Annotated in this window: 17 protein-coding genes; 9 read left to right on the top strand and 8 right to left on the bottom strand. The window is 50.8% G+C overall.

The annotated features are described in order from the left end of the window. Nucleotides 1–48: 48 nt before the first annotated feature. From hemH to WKJ04_RS12530, 3 genes are read left to right on the top strand one after another with little or no spacing between them, the layout of a single operon-like run. Entirely contained in the window at nucleotides 49–1,035 is a 987-nt protein-coding gene (gene hemH / locus WKJ04_RS12540; protein ID WP_337880715.1) for a ferrochelatase, read from the top strand. Continuing rightward, complete coding sequence (locus WKJ04_RS12535) at nucleotides 1,035–1,415, top strand: MAPEG family protein (protein WP_337880714.1); 381 nt, start codon at nucleotides 1,035–1,037, stop codon at nucleotides 1,413–1,415. The genes hemH and WKJ04_RS12535 overlap by 1 nt, the downstream gene beginning before the upstream one ends. Then, nucleotides 1,416–2,174, top strand: a complete 759-nt coding sequence (locus WKJ04_RS12530; protein WP_337880713.1) for an alpha/beta hydrolase — start codon at nucleotides 1,416–1,418, stop codon at nucleotides 2,172–2,174. Here the strand turns inward: WKJ04_RS12530 and WKJ04_RS12525 are convergent. Further along, nucleotides 2,156–2,632, bottom strand: coding sequence for an Hsp20 family protein (locus WKJ04_RS12525; RefSeq protein WP_337841209.1), 477 nt, complete (start codon nucleotides 2,630–2,632; stop codon nucleotides 2,156–2,158). The genes WKJ04_RS12530 and WKJ04_RS12525 overlap by 19 nt on opposite strands. A 123-nt stretch (nucleotides 2,633–2,755) precedes the next feature. Further along, on the bottom strand, nucleotides 2,756–3,364 hold the full coding sequence (tpx, locus tag WKJ04_RS12520) for a thiol peroxidase (protein WP_337841208.1): 609 nt from the start codon (nucleotides 3,362–3,364) through the stop codon (nucleotides 2,756–2,758). 151 nt (nucleotides 3,365–3,515) lie between these two features. Here tpx and WKJ04_RS12515 point away from each other — a divergent pair, with 151 nt between their 5' ends. After that, on the top strand, nucleotides 3,516–4,547 hold the full coding sequence (locus WKJ04_RS12515) for a response regulator (RefSeq protein ID WP_337880712.1): 1,032 nt from the start codon (nucleotides 3,516–3,518) through the stop codon (nucleotides 4,545–4,547). A 5-nt stretch (nucleotides 4,548–4,552) separates the two neighbouring features. Next, nucleotides 4,553–5,515, top strand: a complete 963-nt coding sequence (locus tag WKJ04_RS12510; protein WP_337880711.1) for a sensor domain-containing diguanylate cyclase — start codon at nucleotides 4,553–4,555, stop codon at nucleotides 5,513–5,515. A gap of 3 nt (nucleotides 5,516–5,518) precedes the next feature. Here WKJ04_RS12510 and WKJ04_RS12505 read toward each other — a convergent pair whose 3' ends face one another. From WKJ04_RS12505 to WKJ04_RS12490, 4 genes are all read right to left on the bottom strand, one after another. Continuing rightward, nucleotides 5,519–7,021: a SpoVR family protein gene (locus WKJ04_RS12505; protein WP_337841205.1), complete on the bottom strand. Its 1,503-nt coding sequence runs from the start codon at nucleotides 7,019–7,021 to the stop codon at nucleotides 5,519–5,521. A 50-nt stretch (nucleotides 7,022–7,071) separates the two neighbouring features. After that, nucleotides 7,072–8,352 carry a YeaH/YhbH family protein gene (locus WKJ04_RS12500; RefSeq protein WP_337880710.1) on the bottom strand — a complete coding sequence of 427 codons (1,281 nt, stop codon included), beginning with the start codon at nucleotides 8,350–8,352 and terminating at the stop codon, nucleotides 7,072–7,074. Between the two features lie 21 nt (nucleotides 8,353–8,373). After that, on the bottom strand, nucleotides 8,374–10,296 hold the full coding sequence (locus WKJ04_RS12495) for a PrkA family serine protein kinase (protein ID WP_337841203.1): 1,923 nt from the start codon (nucleotides 10,294–10,296) through the stop codon (nucleotides 8,374–8,376). 229 nt (nucleotides 10,297–10,525) lie between these two features. Beyond that, nucleotides 10,526–11,113 (bottom strand): Fe-Mn family superoxide dismutase, encoded by a 588-nt coding sequence (locus WKJ04_RS12490; protein ID WP_337880709.1) that lies wholly within the window; start codon nucleotides 11,111–11,113, stop codon nucleotides 10,526–10,528. A 197-nt stretch (nucleotides 11,114–11,310) separates the two neighbouring features. Between WKJ04_RS12490 and WKJ04_RS12485 the strand changes: the two genes are divergently transcribed. Continuing rightward, nucleotides 11,311–11,658, top strand: a complete 348-nt coding sequence (locus WKJ04_RS12485) for a Grx4 family monothiol glutaredoxin (RefSeq protein ID WP_337841201.1) — start codon at nucleotides 11,311–11,313, stop codon at nucleotides 11,656–11,658. Between the two features lie 52 nt (nucleotides 11,659–11,710). Here the strand turns inward: WKJ04_RS12485 and rnt are convergent, their stop codons facing one another. Beyond that, on the bottom strand, nucleotides 11,711–12,400 hold the full coding sequence (gene rnt / locus WKJ04_RS12480) for a ribonuclease T (protein WP_337880708.1): 690 nt from the start codon (nucleotides 12,398–12,400) through the stop codon (nucleotides 11,711–11,713). 118 nt (nucleotides 12,401–12,518) lie between these two features. On the opposite strand from rnt, the gene WKJ04_RS12475 reads away from it, so the two are divergent. Continuing rightward, nucleotides 12,519–13,385: an OmpA family protein gene (locus WKJ04_RS12475; RefSeq protein WP_337880707.1), complete on the top strand. Its 867-nt coding sequence runs from the start codon at nucleotides 12,519–12,521 to the stop codon at nucleotides 13,383–13,385. 57 nt (nucleotides 13,386–13,442) lie between these two features. On the opposite strand, the gene mnmC is transcribed toward WKJ04_RS12475, so the two are convergent. Then, nucleotides 13,443–15,263 carry a bifunctional tRNA (5-methylaminomethyl-2-thiouridine)(34)-methyltransferase MnmD/FAD-dependent 5-carboxymethylaminomethyl-2-thiouridine(34) oxidoreductase MnmC gene (gene mnmC / locus WKJ04_RS12470; protein ID WP_337880706.1) on the bottom strand — a complete coding sequence of 607 codons (1,821 nt, stop codon included), beginning with the start codon at nucleotides 15,261–15,263 and terminating at the stop codon, nucleotides 13,443–13,445. A gap of 156 nt (nucleotides 15,264–15,419) precedes the next feature. Between mnmC and fabB the strand changes: the two genes are divergently transcribed. Continuing rightward, nucleotides 15,420–16,634: a beta-ketoacyl-ACP synthase I gene (fabB, locus tag WKJ04_RS12465; protein ID WP_337880705.1), complete on the top strand. Its 1,215-nt coding sequence runs from the start codon at nucleotides 15,420–15,422 to the stop codon at nucleotides 16,632–16,634. Nucleotides 16,635–16,817: 183 nt separating this feature from the next. Further along, a complete protein-coding gene (locus WKJ04_RS12460; RefSeq protein WP_337880704.1) occupies nucleotides 16,818–17,933 on the top strand; it encodes a 4-phosphoerythronate dehydrogenase in 1,116 nt (371 codons plus the stop codon). Nucleotides 17,934–17,940 lie beyond the last annotated feature (7 nt).

The following is a 17,940-nucleotide window of genomic DNA, read 5'->3' as shown; positions in this document are numbered from 1 at the left end:
TTCTTCAGAAAAAGCCCACTTCGAGTGGGCTTTTTTACGGGACCATACATGACAACTCAACAGCTATCTCATTCGGATTATGCGGTGGTGCTGGTAAATCTGGGCACACCGGCTGCGCCTGAAGTACCGGCAATCAAAGCTTATCTGAAACAGTTTTTGTCGGATAAACGGGTGGTAGATTACCCGGATATTCTCTGGCAACCTATTTTGCAACTGGCTATTTTGCCATTTCGCAGCCGTAAAGTGGCCAAGGCTTACCAGTCCATCTGGTGGCCTGAAGGTTCACCGCTGCGGGTGATCACCGAGCGTCAGGTGGACGCCTTGCAGCAACAACTGCCCATCAAAGTCTGTTATGCCATGACTTATGGTGAACCTGCGATTGGTCATGTGCTGCAAAAGCTGACAGAACAAGGTGTGCAGCGTATTGTGGTGTTACCGCTGTACCCTCAGTATTCAGCGACGACCACTGCGGCGGTGTCCGACCAGGTTGGCGCCTTTTTACGCAGTTGCCGCGACCAGCCGGAAATCCGCTTTCACAAACATTATCACCGGCATCCACTGTACCGTCAGGCGCTGGCGGAGTCTGTCCGTCACCATTGGCAGGAGCATGGCCAGGCCGATGCACTGCTGTTGTCTTTTCACGGTATTCCCAAACGTTTTGTTGAGCTGGGAGATCCTTATGAAAAGCACTGTTTTGAAACCGCGGCACAGCTGGCTGAAGATTTAAACTGGCCACAGGAAAAAGTGATTGTCAGTTTTCAATCCAGAGTAGGGAAAGAACAATGGCTGCAACCTTACACCGATCAGTTACTGGAGACGTTGCCGGCCCAGGGTATTAAAGGCTTACAGGTGCTGAGCCCGGCTTTTGCAGCTGATTGCCTGGAAACTCTCGAAGAGCTGGCTGTGGAGAACAAAGAAATTTTCCTGCACGCGGGTGGCGAAAGCTACCAGTATATAGCAGCTTTGAATGACAGCCCTGCTCACATTGGGGTGTTTGCTGCGATAGTCCAACAACAATTGCAAGGGTGGTCATGATGAGTTTTGTGGTTACTTCGGTGTATGCGGCGCTGTTGACGCTGATGTATGTGGCTCTGGCTGCTTATGTCATCCGGCAACGGGTGAAACACAAAATCGGCCTGGGAGATAAGAACCAGCCTGAGCTGCTCAAAGCTATCCGTATTCACGGTAATTTTGCTGAGTATGTGCCTTTGCTGTTGCTGCTGCTGGCTTTACTTGAAGCGGGCCAGGCGCCAGGGTGGCAGTTGCATTTAATAGGTGGGCTCGGCCTGGTTGGCCGCGTATTGCATATGCTGGGGTTACTGAAAAGTTCTGGCACCACCGCTGCCCGTCTGCTGGGCATGATTCTGACCTTCGCAGCGCTGCTTGTGGCTGCTGTGCTGCTGTTGGTGCGTTAAATGCCGGTGCTGATGTTACACAGTTCATTGTCCAGTGGCCGGCAATGGCAGGCATTAAAACGGCATTGGCCGGGCTATGAATGCCATACTCCGGATTTGCTTGGCTATGGCGCCGCCGCTGCGGAGCTGACACGGCCTTTTAGCCTGGCTCAGGAAGCGGCCGCAGTGACGCCATGGCTGGAACAACAGCAGGCGGGCTCCGTGAGTCTGATCGGCCACAGTTATGGTGGGGCGCTGGCCTTGCATCTGGCGCGTTATTATCCAAAGCAAATCAACGCATTGGTCCTGTTTGAGCCTGTGGCTTTTCATTTGTTGGCAAAGGAGCAGGACCTTGAAGCCAGGCAGCTGTTGCAGGAAGTGCAGAGCCTGAGTGCAAAGATGACGGATTGCTCCGCGTTGCAGGCGGCAGAACTCTTTGTCGATTACTGGCAACAGCCGGGTTATTTTGCCGCATTGCCACAGGTGATGCAGGACAAAATGGCGTCTCAGGTCTGGAAAGTTGGTGCGGATTTTGAAGCCTTGATCAGTGAGCCTGCGACTCTGGCTGACTACCAAAACGCCATAGCGTGCCCAGTATTGTTGATGACTGGCAAACACAGCAGATGCAGCGCCAGGCGGATCAGTGAGCTGCTGCACTCTGTTTTGGTGCAGTCTGAATGGCTTGAAACAGAAACGGGCCATATGGGGCCCGTTTCACAGCCGGAGTTGGTGAACTCCGGGATACTGAAGTTTTTAGCCGATCAGGCGTTGCTGACCTGAGCCAAAGCCGGAGTGCTGCTGTTCAGCGTGGTGCTGCTGCCATTGCTGATGGCAATTTTGCGCGGTTTCAGTGCTTCAGGCACTTCGCGCACTAACTCGATATGCAACAAGCCGTTCGCCACAGAGGCCCCCGTTACTTTGATGTAATCCGATAACTGGAACTTACGCTCGAAGTTACGTTCGGCAATGCCTTGATGCAAAAAGCGGCGGCCTTCGGTTTTATCGGCACGCTGGCCTTTCACCAGCAAGGTATTATGTTCGGTTTCGATCGACAGCTCGTCTTCGCCAAAGCCAGCAATCGCCATGGTAATGCGGTACTGATCTTCACCCGTTACTTCAATATTGTAAGGCGGGTAAGCCGGTTGTTTTTCGTTACGCACTGCAGCGTCCATCAGGTTTGCCAGGTGATCAAAACCAATAAATGAACGGTAGAATGGGCTGAAATCTAAGTTGCTCATGACATATTCCTCTTCAGGCAATTTGTTAATTATGCTCTTCAATTGAACGAGCAGGTTACAGGTGCCAAGCTGGCCACCTGTAACCTTTGTATGTCCGGCCAGAGAAATTTCAAGAGGGAAAATTCAGGATTTTTTACCGGCAATTTGTTTCAGCGCGGCCAGACTGTGGGCATAGTCCGGTTCTTTGGCCAGTTCTGGAACCAGCTGTTGATAAGCCAGATTACCTTGGGTGTCGACAATCAACACGGCCCTGGCGAGTATGCCCATGTCTTTGATCAGTAAGCCGTAGTTGCTGCCGAAGTCGCGCCAGACTGCATCAGACAGCACCTGCAGTTGGTCAATTTTTTCCGCCTGACAATAACGCTTCTGGGCAAATGGCAAATCTGTGGAAATGGTCAGCATGACCACATTTGGGTCTGCGCTGGCCACTTCCTGATTAAAACGTTTGGTCTGCAGTGAACATATGCCTGTATCCACGCTGGGGACCACACTGATCAACACTGTTTTCCCTTTGAAATCACTCAGTTTTATTTTTTTAAAGTTGTTGTTGACCACCTGAAAATCCGGCGCCTGTTGTTGCAGCTGGACCGGATGGCCCTGTAATTCCACGGCTTTTGTACCCACTTTCACTTCTGACAACCGGACAGGTAAGCTGGCGTTTAAATCGACGGCTTGAGTTCCAGCGCTGAATAAAGCACAAAATGTTATTGTTTTTATCAATCGAATCGTCATTGGTGCAGCTTCCTTGGTTAAATTTGTCACAAATGATAAAATTTTGTAGGTTTTGCTCATTTTTTGTCAGATACTAGAGCCTCTATGACTACTCGCCAAGCAATTGGTTTCTGACTACACTGAAATTAACCAGCCAGACAAAGAGCCTTACATGGTAGCTGCAGTTTTAATCTGTGACGACTCTAACCTTGCCCGTAAACAAATGGCCCGTGTGTTGCCGGCTGAATGGCAAAATCAGTTGCATTTTGCTGGCCACGGCGCTGAAGCCTTGGATATTCTAAAACGCCAGCCCATCGAATTGCTGTTCCTTGACTTGAATATGCCGGTACTGGACGGGTATCAGGTCTTGGCCGCTATTCAGCAGCAAAAACTACAGGTGCGGACCATAGTGGTTTCCGGAGATATTCAGCCTGAGGCCAGGGAACGGGTGATGGCGTTTGGCGCGCTGGATTTTATCAAAAAACCTGTGGATCAGCATAAACTCCAGCAAGTGCTGGCCAGTTTGCCAGCCCAGCTCAGCCAGCCAGGCCAAACGTCAGAAACGGCGGTGAGTCCCCGCCCCAGAGGGGCATCGTCAGATGTACAACTCTCTGCCGAATTACGGGATGTGTTTCAGGAACTGAGCAATGTGGCGATGGGACAGGCGGGGGATTTACTTGCCCGTTTGTTGAATGTATTTGTCAAATTGCCTATCCCCAATGTCAATCTGATCGAAGTCAGTGAGCTGCATATGGCGCTGGCCTCTGTTGAACAAAAAGAAAGTACCTCAGCCGTGTGTCAGGGGTTTATCGGTGGTGGTGTTGCTGGTGAGGCTCTGCTGATTCTGAATGACTCCAGCTTTAAAGAAATTGCCCGTCTGATGCAGTTTGAAGGCGAGCTGACCACTCAGGTGGAGTTAGAGTTGCTGATGGACATTGCCAATATTTTGATTGGTGCTGTGCTCAAAGGTCTGGCGGAACAAATTGATATGAGTTTCAGTCAGGGCCATCCCGTCGTGTTGGGGCAACATATGCCAGTGGCTGAACTGATCAAAACCAACGCCAAGCGCTGGCGCAAAACGCTGGCTATTGAAATCAGCTATGGCATAGAACATTACGACATTAGCTGTGATTTGTTATTGTTGTTTACCGAAGACAGTCTGAAAACCCTGAATTATAAAGTCGAATTTTTGTTGGAAGAGTAAGCTGTATGTCGCAGATCACTACAGATGTCGCTGAAGTTCATTGGCTGATGGATATGTTCCAGACCGTGGATGTTGGTTTGGTGGTGCTGACCGCCGATTACCGTATTCAGGTGTGGAATGGCTTTATGGAAAACCACAGTGGCCTGACTCCACGTCAGGTGCGGGATCGTTACCTCTTTGATTTATTCTCTGAAATAGATGAAGACTGGCTGCGGCGAAAATGTGACCCGGTGATTTTGCTGAAGAACCGCGCTTTCACCATTTGGGAACAGCGACCTTATATCTTTAAGTTCCGTAACTACCGTCCTATCACTGGTTCTGCGGAATATATGTATCAGAACTGCACTATTTTCCCACTGACCGATACCCGGGGCGCTGTCACGCATTTATGCATCATTATTTATGATGTAACGGATGTGGCGGTCAGCCGGCTGGAACTGGAGTCGATGAATGGCCAGCTGCGCACCTTGTCCAAAACCGATTTTCTGACTGGCCTGCACAACCGCGGCGCCTGGGAAGATGCGCTGATTAATGAATTCCGGCGGACCAAACGCAGTGGTCATCGCAGCACCTTACTGATGGTCGATATAGACCATTTTAAACGGGTCAACGACACCTATGGCCATGCGGCTGGGGATGCCGTGATCAAACAAACGGCGGCAGCGGTGAAGAAAAACCTGCGTTCCACCGATATTGCTGGTCGTTACGGTGGTGAAGAGTTTGCGGTATTACTGGTGGATACATCGGCTGATCAGGCTTTGTTTTTTGCGGAACGACTGCGTAAAAATGTCGAAGCCATGCAGATTGAATTTAATCAGCAATTGCTCAATGTCACAGTCAGTATTGGTATTGGCGAATACAAAGCCAATATGCAGCAGTACAGGGATTGGATCGAACTGGCGGACAAAGCCTTGTATCAGTCCAAAGCCGGTGGCCGTAACAAGGTGACCATAGCTGGCACAGACTGACGACTAAACCGGGCAACTGCCGAGCAACTGTACCGAGCCATCGTCGTTTTGTTGCTCCAACTGCACATTAAAACCCCAGAGGCGGTGCAGGTGCTTCAGCACCTCCTGAAAGTTTTCTGCCAGCGGCACCCGCCGGTTTGGCACAAAGCGCAGTGTTAACGAGCGGTCACCGCTGATATCTGCAGAATACACCTGGATATTGGGTTCAATTGAGCTCAGGTTGTATTGCGCTGATAAGGTCTGCCTGATTTTCTGATACCCCTCAGCATTGTGGATGGCGGCTATTTCCAGCATATTGTCCTGATCATCGTCGACAATGGCAAACAGGTGAAAATCGCGGATCACTTTAGGTGACAGGTACTGGCTGATAAAGCTTTCATCCTTAAAGTTTTGCATCGCGAAATGCAGGGTATCCAGCCAGGGACTGCCGGCAATGTCTGGGAACCATTCTTTATCTTCTGCGGTAGGATGCTCACAGATGCGGCGCAGATCGGTAAACATCGCAAAACCAAGGGCATATGGGTTAATACCCGAGTAGTATTTGCTGTTGTATTCGGGTTGAAATACCACATTGGTATGATTGTGCAGCACTTCGAGCATAAATTTATCGGTCACCAGCCCTTCCTGATACAAATGCTGCAAAATGGTGTAATGCCAGAACGTAGCCCAGCCCTCATTCATCACCTGCGTTTGTTTTTGCGGGTAAAAATACTGGGAAATTTTCCGTACTATCCGTACCACTTCCCGTTGCCAGGGTTTGAGTAAAGGGGCATTTTTTTCGATAAAGTACAGTATGTTTTCCTGAGGTTCTGTCGGGAATCGCAGTTCCGATGGTTGGGCCGAAGCCGCTTTATTAGGAATGGTGCGCCATAAATCGTTGACCTGGGATTGCAGGTAACTTTCCCGTTCTTGCTGGCGTTTCTGCTCTTCGTCCATGGATATTTTCTGAGGCCTTTTATACCTGTCTACGCCATAGTTCATCAGGGCGTGACAGGAATCCAGCATATCTTCTACTTCGCTGATGCCGTATTTCTCTTCACACTGGCTCAGGTAGTTTTTGGCAAACATCAGGTAATCAATGATGGACGATGCATCCGTCCAGGTTTTGAACAGGTAATTGTTTTTGAAAAAGGAATTATGGCCGTAACAGGCATGGGCCATCACCAATGCTTGCATAGTCACGGTATTTTCTTCCATCAGGTAGGCGATGCAGGGGTTGGAGTTGATCACAATTTCATACGCCAGCCCCATAAAACCACGTTTATAGTTTTGTTCGGTCTGAATAAATTTTTTCCCATAAGACCAGTGGTTATAGCCAATGGGCATACCAACGCTGGAGTAAGCGTCCATCATTTGCTCAGCTGTGATCACCTCGATTTGATTCGGGTAGGTATCCAGCTGGTAAAATTTGGCCACACGCTCTATCTCTGCCTGGTATTGGCTCAGTAGCTCAAAACTCCAATCTGGACCGTCGCTCAATGCTTTGCGTTTTTTGGCTGCGCTCATACAGGATCCTTTTCAATTTATCGCCAAAGTGCCAGAGCGGCCTTGTGGGTTCAGGCCGATTGCCGGCTGACACTCTTGCGAAACAACTCTCGGAACACTGGGTAAATATCAGCCTGCTGTCGTATTGGCTGAATGGCAAAATGCTCAAACCGGCTTTGCAGTTTTTCATACTCCAGCCACAGGCTTTGGTGTGGTCTTGGCGTGATCTCTATGTAGGCGTAGTAGCGCACTACAGGCAATAACTCCCGCGACAGAATTTCCGCACACTGAGGGCTGTCATCGGCCCAGTTGTCTCCATCAGAGGCCTGCGCCGCATAAATATTCCACTCAGCTGGATCGTAGCGCTGCTGAATAATGTCACTCATCAGCTTCAGCGCACTGGAGACAATGGTGCCCCCTGTTTCCTGAGAGTAGAAAAACTCCTGTTCATCCACTTCTTTCGCCTGAGTGTGGTGGCGGATATAGACCACATCGACATTTTTGTAGCTGCGGCTCAAAAACAAATACAACAGTATATAAAAGCGTTTGGCCATATCTTTGGTAGCCTGATCCATCGAGCCGGATACATCCATCAGACAAAACATCACGGCTTTACTGGTTGGCTCCGGGCGCTTTTGGTAATTGCGAAAGCGCAGGTCGAAACTGTCGATAAAAGGGACCGCATTGATCCGTTTTTTCAGCTCGTCAGCGTCTTTGTTTAATTGCAACAGCTTTTGTTGATCGGGGACGGGTTCTTGCTCCAGTGCTTCCACCTGGTCTTCAAGCTGACGTAACAGACGTTTTTTCCCGGCCGTCATCGCGACCCGCCGCGCTAATGAGCCTTGTAAAGAGCGAACAATATCAATGTTGGTAGGCACACCATCAGAGCGGAACCCGGCCCGCACCGTTTTGTAGTGCATCAGTTTGTCGAGCTGGTTTTTTTTCAGGTTTGGCAGTTCCAAATCTTCAAATAACAGGTCGAGGTATTCGTCTTTGGAGATTGAAAACACAAAATCGTCTTCCCCTTCACCATCAGCACTGGCATCGCCCTGGCCAGACCCAGAGCCCTGACCTCCCTGAGGGCGTTTGACTCTGTCGCCCTGGCTGAATTGGTCATTGCCCGGATGCACCCGTTCACGGTGGCCGCCCTGGCCCTGATGAAAAAAGGGTTCAGTAATGTCTTTCGCCGGGATCGAAACTTTTTCACCACTGCTGATATCTGTCACACTGCGTTTACTGATAGCGTCGGACACCGCCTGTTTAATCTGTTGCTTGTAGCGGCGGATAAAGCGCTGTCTGTTTACAGCGCTTTTGTTTTTTCCGTTGAGTCGTCTGTCAATAAAATGAGCCATACCACCTCCAGCTCGGATCCGTTATTGGGACTTCCGTACCCGCAGGTACCACTCTGACAACAGCCGGACTTGTTTTTTGGTGTAGCCTTTTTCCATCATCCGATCGACAAAATCATCGTGTTTCTTCTGATCGTCTGTCGAGGTCTTCGCATTAAATGAAATGACCGGCAGCAGCTCTTCCGTGCTGGAAAACATTTTTTTCTCAATCACGGTGCGCAGCTTTTCATAGCTGGTCCAGGTCGGGTTTTTCCCGTTGTTTTTTGCTTTGGCGCGCAGTACAAAGTTGACGATTTCATTGCGAAAATCTTTCGGATTACTGATGCCAGCTGGTTTCTCAATTTTTTCCAGTTCGGCGTTTAATGCGGCTCTGTCAAACAATTGGCCTGTTTCCGGGTCGCGGTATTCCTGATCCTGGATCCAAAAGTCGGCATAAATCACATAACGATCAAAAATGTTCTGACCGTATTCGGAATAAGATTCCAGATAGGCGGTCTGAATTTCCTTGCCGATAAATTCAATGTATTTAGGGATCAGATAGCCTTTTAAATGTTCCAGGTACCGTTCGGCCACATCCGATGGAAATTGCTCGCGCTCAATTTGCTGCTCCAGCACATAAAACAGATGCACCGGGTTAGCGGCGACTTCGGTGCTGTCGAAGTTAAATACACGTGACAGAATTTTAAAGGCAAAACGGGTCGACAGGCCGGACATGCCTTCATCCACTCCGGCGTAATCCCGGTATTCCTGATAGGACTTGGCTTTTGGATCGGTATCTTTCAGGCTTTCGCCGTCATACACCCGCATTTTTGAATAGATGCTGGAGTTTTCCGGATTTTTCAGCCGGGATAAGACGGCAAACTGAGCCAACGAGGTCAGAGTGCCCGGCGCACAGGGGGCCGTGGTCAGCTCACTGTGCTCCAGCAGTTTTTCATAAATACGGACTTCCTCGGAGACCCGCAGGCAGTACGGGACTTTGACGATATAAACGCGGTCTAAAAAGGCTTCGTTGTTTTTGTTGTTGCGAAAGGTCTGCCATTCCGACTCATTGCTATGTGCCAGAATAATGCCTTCAAAAGGCAGGGCAGCCAGCCCTTCAGTGCCATTGTAATTGCCTTCCTGGGTTGCGGTCAGCAACGGGTGCAGCACCTTAATAGGCGCCTTAAACATTTCAACAAATTCCATCAGGCCCTGATTCGCGCGGCACAGTGCGCCGGAATAGCTGTAAGCATCCGGGTCATTCTGTGCAAAGTGCTCCAGTTGGCGGATGTCGACTTTTCCCACCAGAGACGCGATATCCTGGTTGTTTTCATCACCGGGTTCAGTTTTAGCAATGGCGATCTGATCCAGTATGGACGGGTATTTTTTGACGACTTTAAACTGGCTGATATCGCCGTTGAATTCATGCAGACGCTTGCTGGCCCAAGGGGACATGATAGGACGCAGGTAACGTTTTGGGATACCGTATTCCTGTTCCAGGATAGTGCCGTCTTCATTGACGTCAAAAAGGCACAGCGGGCTGTCAAAGACAGGCGAGCCTTTGAGGTAATACACGGGCATTTGCTGCATCAGGGCTTTGAGTTTTTCTGCCAGCGAGGATTTGCCACCACCGACAGGACCGAGCAAATACAAAATTTGTTTGCGCTCTTCCAAGCCTTGAGCCGAATGTTTCAGGTAAGAAACGATTTGTTCTATAGCATCTTCCATTCCGTAAAATTCGGAAAATGCCGGATAGCGGGCAATGACTCTGTTGGAAAACAGCCGGCTGAGTTTAGGATCCTGCGCTGTGTCGGTGAGCTGAGGTTGGCCTATTGCCATCAATAAACGTTCTGCGGCACTGGCGTAACAGCTTTTGTCATTTTTGCACAGCTCCAGAAACTCCTGAATGCTGTATTCTTCTTCGCGGGCAGCCTCGTATCTGGATTTGTAGTGCTCAAAAATACCCATAGCGCACCTCCGGTTTTGGTCTGTAGGGCAACAAAAAAAACGGGGATCTTGCTGTAAGGTTAGACAGGAAAAAACGGCTTCGCTCAACTAATTCACAGAAATTATTGAAAATTTTTTGTATCAGTCCAGTGACACTTTAGGTATTTATCGCAGCAGTTCCGATTGAAATTTTACTGGCGCCAAAATGCAAAAACCCGGCAAAAGCCGGGTTTAATTCAGGTGGTAAAACTTACTTGGCAAAATTTGCCGCAGCAAATTCCCAGTTGACCAGAGCCCAGAAGGCGTTCAGGTAAGTGGGGCGGGCGTTGCGGAAATCAATGTAGTAGGCATGTTCCCACAGGTCGACGGTCAGAACTGGCGTGACGCCTGCTTCTGTGATTGGGGTACCGGCATTGCTGGTGTTCACAATGTCCAGGCTGCCGTCGGCTTTTTTCACCAGCCAGGTCCAGCTGGAGCCAAAGTTGTTCACTGCACGGTCGTTAAACTCGGTCTGGAACGCAGCGAAAGAACCCCATTTAGCTTTGATGGCATCGCCCAAAGCGCCAGTGGCTTCACCACCACCCTGTGGCGACAGACAGTGCCAGTAAAAGGTATGGTTCCAGATTTGGGCTGCATTGTTAAACACAGGGCCTTGTTTGGACGCAACAATAATCTCTTCCAGTGATTTACCGGCGTACTCAGTGCCTTCAATCAGAGTGTTCAGTTTCACCACATAAGCGTTGTGGTGTTTGCCATGGTGGTAGTCCAGAGTTTCCGGGGAGATATGCGGTAATAAAGCGTCTTTAGCGTAAGGTAATGCTGGTAATTCGAAAGCCATTCTGATTCTCCAAAGGCGTTGTTTATGGGGTCTGCATCGCGTAGACTACAAAACCTGACTAAAATACTCAAGTTCTGCGCGCTGCAGCTTGGTCTGCTTCAACCTTGGTTGGGGCGGAATCTGGAATCTCAAGTGGCAAAGGGCAGAACTCGGCGTAAAATGGCAAAAATTTTTCAACCTGTAGTTGTAGAGGCGGATTGATGGAAACCATCGAAAAAATTAAACAGCAGTTAGCTGAGAACCCAATCATTATCTATATGAAAGGGTCACCCAAATTCCCTAGTTGTGGTTTCTCGGCGCAAGCTTCACAAGCACTGATTGCCTGTGGCGAGCCTTTTGCGTTTGTCGATATTCTGCAGCACCCGGATATCCGTGCCGAATTACCCAAGTTTGCCAACTGGCCAACCTTTCCACAGCTGTGGGTGGAAGGTGAATTGGTCGGCGGTTGCGACATTATGCTGGAAATGTTTCAGCGTGGTGAACTGCAGCCGTTAATCAAAGAAACGGCAGCCAAGTACAAACAAGATGAAACGGCGGCAGAATAATTGCAGCCGTTGATGAGAAAAGGCAGCCTTGGCTGCCTTTTCTGTTTCTGGCTCAGTCGTCTGCTTCGGCCAACTCGGAGTGGTTGAGCTCCACATCGTCGTCGTCAACTGCCACCAGTGGGGCCGGCCAGCCTCCTAATTGATGCCAGCGGTTGACGATGTAACAGAAGAGCTCGGCCGTGCGTTCTGTGTCGTACAAGGCACTGTGCGCTTCTTTATTGTCAAACTCAATGCCGGCTTGCTTACAGGCTTTGGCCAGCACGGTCTGACCTAAAGCCAGAGCGGCCAGTGTGGTGGTGTCAAAAGACACAAAGGCATGAAAAGGGGAACGTTTCAGTTTCACCCGGTCGATGGCGGCATTTAAAAAACTCTGGTCAAAAGCGGCATTGTGAGCAACTACGACGGCGCGCTGACAGCCAGCGTCTTTTTGGGCTTTACGCACCGCTTTGCAAATTTCGGTCAGTGCTTCACGCTCGGAAACGGCACCCCGTAACGGGTTGTAAGGGTCTATGCCATTAAACGCAAGAGAGCTGGCTTCCAGGTTGGCGCCAGCAAAAGGTTCGATGTGAAAGTGCAGTGTTTGCGCCGGTTTCAGCTGACCATCGTCATCCATCGTCAGCATGGTGGCTGCAATTTCCAGCAATGCATCTGTTTTTGCATTAAAGCCTGCCGTTTCGACGTCGATAACTACAGGAAAGTATCCCCGAAAACGTTGTGCTAAGGGATGTAAAGCTTGGGTCATAAAACGCTGGTCCTGTTATGATGAACGGGCATTATGCCAAAGAAATCGGTCAGCGTCTTGTGACAGCATGGTTTAGACTAAGGCTGAAACGGCTAAAATTGCTCTGTTAGGGACCGTTATGCAAAAGACTGTTGTGCTTTTAGGGTGTGCTTTGTTCTCCTTCCAGGTAATGGCTGGACTGCGGCAGTATTCTGCGACGCTTGAACAATCCAGTTGGTCGCTCGCCAGCAACACACCGCTGCAATGTGAATTGCGCCATGACATTCCACGTTTTGGCGCTGCGTTGTTTACCAGTGTGGCAGGGAAAGAATTGAACCTGTCATTTCGCCTCGATATGCTGAAGTTGCCCGATCATTATGGCCTGGCTGAAGTGTTGTCGGTGCCGCCAGTCTGGCGTCCGGGCGAGCAGGCCAAAGCCATTACCTCCATGAAAGTGCTGCGCCAGTTTGATGGGGATTTGGGGAAGGCCGAAAGCTGGACCATGCTTACAGAGCTGGAGCAAGGCTACAGCCCGACCTTCTATTTCAGCGACTGGTATAGCCCCTTTGACCGTATAGCGGCATCGTTGAACCCCATTCGCTTTATGCCGGTCATGGACCAATTTAACCAGTGTGTAAGCCAGCTGCTGCCTTTTAATTTTGACGATATTGCGTTTACAGTGCTGACGTATGAAAGCGGAGGTGACAACCTGACCAAAGCATCAAAGCAGCGGTTGCAGCAAATAGCGCAGTATCTGGCAGAAGATAAAAGCATTGAAAGCATCTCTATCCATGCCTACAGCGACTCCTATGGTGGGCGCTGGATGAACGAGCAGTTGTCGGTTAAACGCGCCAATGCGATTAAAGACATTCTGCTTGGTTTTGGTCTGGAACAGAGCCGGATTGAGCTGGAAGGTTTCGGCGAAAAACGCCATGTGGCGTCCAATGAAACCTCCTTGGGGCGGGCCAAAAACCGCAGGGTCGTGATCCAGATGCAGAAGCCTTAAGGCCTGCTGCATCTGCCAGTGTTGCCATGCAAAACCACTGGTTCATCCGGTGGTTTTTTATTTGGGCTGAAAACGGTCGGGTCTGAGAGCCTTCAGCTGGTGCAGTGACAGCGCAACAGGTTCATCTGACAATAATGCGTTCAGGCTATTGGCCAAAAGAGGTGCCCAGGTTAAGCCGCGCGCCGCCAGTGCGCCCAATACCCAAATACCTTCAACTTCGCCCAGTAGTGGCAAATGATCCGGCACTGTGGCTCGCATGCCTGCTTTGGCCGAATGAACCCGCACATCGCGAAACCAGTCAGGTTCAGACAGCACCTGATTGACCAAATTGATATTGTGCTGGTTGTCTTCGTCTTTGAGGTCCGGCGTCGGGCTTTGCCTGTCAAAAGTCGCACCTACGGAATGCAAGCCCTGGTCAGCCGGGGTGATATAGCCTTTGTGGCAAATCACGGTTTTTAAGCCCTGCATTTTTTCTGATTCAATGTGGCTGACCTGGCCGCGGACTTTACGTTGCGGCAATGCTGCGTCGGGCCAAAGCTCGGTCAGTTGTGCGCCCGTGGTCAAAATCAGCTGATCGGCGCTGAAATCCCCCTGGCTGCTCACTGCATTTCCTGCCGTGACAGAACGAACCTGACAATTAAATTCAAATCGAACGCCCTGATTTTGCAGCCATCCGGTTAACGTCTGGCAAAACTGCTGCGGGCAAATCCAGCCAGCTTGCGGGAAATACAAGGCCGAAAAGGGCAATTGCAGTCCGGCGATGCCGCTGGCTTCGGTGGCGCTCACGGCCTGGTAGAGGTTGCTGGGACGGCTGGCTATTTTTTGCTGGCGCAGCGCCAATTCATCATTGCAGGCCAATTGCAGCAGGCCACACCAGCCAGCTGCAAAACCCAGCTCTGGTTGCAGCCTGCGATACCACTGAGTGGCAAATTGAAAGCTTTGGGTACTTAAAGCGGACATCAGACTGTAATCTGCATGCAAATTCGGATACAGCGCCCCTTGGCGATTCTGGCTGGCGCTCTCGCCAGGCCCCTGGTCTGCACAAAGTACAGTGACCTGCCAGCCTGCCTGATGCAGCATAGCCGCGCTGCAAAGACCCGCCAGGCCAGCGCCGATAATCAGGGCGCTTTGGGGCTGCGATTGGTCGGCCACCTGAGGTTCTGGGTGGTGAGCCACCAGCATTTCACGCTTACGGCCATAGCCCTTTATTTTTTGCACACGAAAACCTGCAGCCGCCAGGCCGCGTTTCACCAGCCCTGCGCTGGTAAAAGTCGATACTGTGGTGCCAGGCTGGCTTAACCGGAACATGCCCTGAAACAGGCTGTCTTGCCACATATCCGGGTTTTTACTGGGCGCAAATCCGTCCAGGTACCAGGCATCGGCTTTATTTTGCGATGGTATTTGCGGCAACAAGGCGTTGACATCACCCAGCCATAAATCCAGCACCACAGCCCCATTATCCAGCCAGAGCCGCTGTGGGCCAGGAAAAGCCGCTGGGTAAGCAGCAATCAATTCAGCGCTGAGTTCAGCCAGTGCAGGCCAGGCCGCCAGGGCCTGCTGCAAATCTGACTTTTGCAGCGGGTATTTTTCAAAACTGGAAAAATAAAGACGTTTACAGCGGCAGCCTTCGGCCTGAGCCTGGCGAAAACGTTGCCAGGTCAGCAGAAAATTCAGCCCGGTGCCAAAGCCGGTTTCAAAAATATGAAAAAAATCTTTAGGGTGAGAAAACCATCGGGCGGGCAGTTGGTTTTGTTGCAAAAAAACGTAGTCTGTCTCCAGTAAGCCATTGTCATTGGAGAAATACACATCATCGAATAAATCTGAAACCGGCGTGCCTGTTTCGTTGTAATGCAGTTGGGCGTGTTGCAGTTGAGTCATAAAAATCTCTCATGAATTGACGTCATTGTAACTCAGCTGCAATCAAAGCCGATAATAGTGTACAACTGTGCGCTGAAAGCGGACCAGTTTCTGAACGAAACTCCGTACAATGACGACAATTGATTGCAAAGGGCGAAGGCCACGACTGGAGACAACATGAAAAGAGCAGTGATCACAGGGTTAGGTATAGTGTCGAGCATTGGCAACAATCAGCAGGAAGTGCTGGCGTCGTTGCAGCAAGGTCGCTCCGGCATCGCCTTTTCTCAGGAATTCGCTGATATGGGGCTGCGCTCTCAGGTATGGGGGCAGATCAACATCGATACTGCTGCTCTGATTGACCGCAAAGCCCTGCGTTTTATGGGCGACGCGGCCGCTTATGCTTATATTTCGATGCAGCAGGCCATTGAAGATGCGGGCCTGACGCCTGAGCAGGTGTCGAATATCCGGACTGGTCTGGTGGTGGGCTCAGGTGGCGCTTCGTCAAAAACACAAATTGAGGCCGCAGACACCTTGCGTGAAAAAGGCGTCAAGCGGGTGGGGCCTTATGCTGTGCCTAAGACCATGTCCAGCACCTGCTCAGCCTGTCTGGCGACCCCTTTTGAAATTAAAGGTGTGAATTACTCCATCAGTTCGGCTTGTGCCACCAGTGCGCACTGTATCGGCCATGCATTGGAACTGATCCAACTGGGCAAGCAGGACATTATTTTTGCCGGTGGTGGTGAAGAGGTGCACTGGACTCTGGCGATGGAGTTCGATGCGATGGGCGCGCTGTCGACCAAATACAACGACGACCCAAGCAAAGCATCCCGTACCTACGATGCCGACCGCGATGGTTTTGTGATCAGCGGCGGTGGCGGTATTCTGGTGATTGAAGAGCTGGAACACGCCCTGGCCCGTGGCGCTAAAATTTATGCTGAGATTGTCGGCTACGGCGCAACCTCTGACGGTTACGACATGGTGGCCCCAAGTGGCGAAGGCGCTGTGCGTTGTATGCAAATGGCGATGCAGGGCTTAACCGCGCCTGTTGACTACATCAACACCCATGGCACCAGTACGCCAGTCGGCGATGTGAAAGAGCTGGGCGCCATTCAGCAGGTATTTGGTGGTAAGTCGCCGGCCATCAGTGCGACCAAAGCCATGACGGGTCACGCGTTAGGGGCAGCTGGTGTGCATGAAGCTATCTACTCTGTGTTGATGATGGAGCATAACTTTGTCGCGCCTTCCATCAATATCGGCCAACTGGACGAAGCCGCTGCTGGCTTAAACATTGTGACTCAGAGCCGCGAAGCCACACTGAACACTGTGATGTCCAACAGCTTCGGTTTTGGTGGGACCAACGCCACGCTGGTATTCAGCAAATACCTGGGCTGAGCCTACACAGCCCTTTCACAAACTGGAAAAGGCGGTGCCGGTGATAAACCTGCACCGCCTTTTTTTACTCTCGACAGCCCAACGCAGAAAGGAGCGAAAAGATGCTTATTCGGTGGTGCTGCTTATCCTGAGTTCAGGTTATTTAGTACAATGCCGGCCAACGTGTTGCGACAGGTTTTTTTTATGCTGATTTATGCTGATGACAATATGCCTTATGCCCGGGAGTTTTTTTCGCAATTGGGTGAAGTGCGCTTATTCTCGGGGCGCACAGTGCAGCCTGTCCAGTTGCAGGATGCAGAGGTGTTGCTGGTGCGCTCGGTGACCAAAGTCAGTCAGGCTCTGATAACTGCTTGCCCCAAACTTCAGTTTGTTGGCACCGCCACTATAGGCATCGATCATGTCGATGTTGCCGCGCTACAACACCAGGCGGTTGGTTTTAGCAGTGCGCCCGGCTGCAATGCACAGTCGGTGCTGGAGTATGTGCTGAGCAGCATCTTTATGTTGGCTGAAAAGTACCAGTGGGACTTGGGCAGTAAAACCGTCGGGGTGGTCGGGGTTGGCAATATTGGCCGTTTGGTCGTGCGGGGTTTGCAGGCGCTGGGCTTGAAGGTGTTGCAGTGCGACCCGGTGAGGGCTGAGCAAGAGCCGGATTTCCCCCACCTGGATCTGGCGCAGTTACTTCCTCAAGTGGACCTGTTGAGCCTGCATGTCCCTATGGTCAGGCAAGGGCCTTGGCCAACAGAGCAATTAATCGGCAGCAAGGAACTGAAGCAGTTAAAGGCAAACTGTGCCCTGATCAATGCCTGCCGTGGCGAAGTGGTGAATAACCAGGCCTTGTTGGCGGAGGCCCAGTCCGGTTTGCACAGACCTTTAGTGCTGGATGTCTGGGCCAATGAACCGGATATACTGCAAGAACTGGTTCCTTACTGTGATATTGCCACAGCCCATATCGCCGGCCACAGCGTCGAGGGCAAAGCGCGTGGCACCGAAATGTTGTATCAGGCGCTCTGCCAGCAATTAAGGATCCCGCCGCAGTTGACACTGAAGCAGGTATTGCCCGAACCACAGTTCGCTGAACTGAAAATAAATTCGAATTTTAGCCTTTTAGATGTCCAAAATTTAACCCGGCTGTTATATGATGTGCGCCGGGACGACGCACTGTTCCGGCTGCATCTGCAGCACGAAGGTTTTGACTGGCTCAGAAAGTCATATCCGGCCCGGCGTGAATACAGTTCGCTGCGGCTGACAGGTACTCAGGTACCCACATATTTAAAAGAATTAGGTTTTAGCAGCCAGTAGCAGAGGG

Source organism: Rheinheimera sp. (assembly GCF_037442345.1).
Classification (GTDB): Bacteria; Pseudomonadota; Gammaproteobacteria; order Enterobacterales; family Alteromonadaceae; genus Pararheinheimera.
The sequence above is the reverse complement of the archived record's forward strand: the minus strand, read 5'-3'. Positions and strand labels throughout refer to the sequence as shown.

Bases quoted from the DNA above. Each gene is read 5' to 3' on its own strand.
- WKJ04_RS12525 (WP_337841209.1), bottom strand. From the start codon at position 2,632: ATGAGCAACTTAGATTTCAGCCCATTCTACCGTTCATTTATTGGTTTT.
- WKJ04_RS12510 (WP_337880711.1), top strand. From the start codon at position 4,553: ATGTCGCAGATCACTACAGATGTCGCTGAAGTTCATTGGCTGATGGAT.
- WKJ04_RS12495 (WP_337841203.1), bottom strand. From the start codon at position 10,296: ATGGGTATTTTTGAGCACTACAAATCCAGATACGAGGCTGCCCGCGAA.
- WKJ04_RS12535 (WP_337880714.1), top strand. From the start codon at position 1,035: ATGAGTTTTGTGGTTACTTCGGTGTATGCGGCGCTGTTGACGCTGATG.
- WKJ04_RS12505 (WP_337841205.1), bottom strand. From the start codon at position 7,021: ATGAGCGCAGCCAAAAAACGCAAAGCATTGAGCGACGGTCCAGATTGG.
- fabB (WP_337880705.1), top strand. From the start codon at position 15,420: ATGAAAAGAGCAGTGATCACAGGGTTAGGTATAGTGTCGAGCATTGGC.
- WKJ04_RS12530 (WP_337880713.1), top strand. From the start codon at position 1,416: ATGCCGGTGCTGATGTTACACAGTTCATTGTCCAGTGGCCGGCAATGG.
- hemH (WP_337880715.1), top strand. From the start codon at position 49: ATGACAACTCAACAGCTATCTCATTCGGATTATGCGGTGGTGCTGGTA.
- WKJ04_RS12515 (WP_337880712.1), top strand. From the start codon at position 3,516: ATGGTAGCTGCAGTTTTAATCTGTGACGACTCTAACCTTGCCCGTAAA.
- WKJ04_RS12475 (WP_337880707.1), top strand. From the start codon at position 12,519: ATGCAAAAGACTGTTGTGCTTTTAGGGTGTGCTTTGTTCTCCTTCCAG.
- WKJ04_RS12500 (WP_337880710.1), bottom strand. From the start codon at position 8,352: ATGGCTCATTTTATTGACAGACGACTCAACGGAAAAAACAAAAGCGCT.
- WKJ04_RS12460 (WP_337880704.1), top strand. From the start codon at position 16,818: ATGCTGATTTATGCTGATGACAATATGCCTTATGCCCGGGAGTTTTTT.
- tpx (WP_337841208.1), bottom strand. From the start codon at position 3,364: ATGACGATTCGATTGATAAAAACAATAACATTTTGTGCTTTATTCAGC.
- WKJ04_RS12490 (WP_337880709.1), bottom strand. From the start codon at position 11,113: ATGGCTTTCGAATTACCAGCATTACCTTACGCTAAAGACGCTTTATTA.
- rnt (WP_337880708.1), bottom strand. From the start codon at position 12,400: ATGACCCAAGCTTTACATCCCTTAGCACAACGTTTTCGGGGATACTTT.
- mnmC (WP_337880706.1), bottom strand. From the start codon at position 15,263: ATGACTCAACTGCAACACGCCCAACTGCATTACAACGAAACAGGCACG.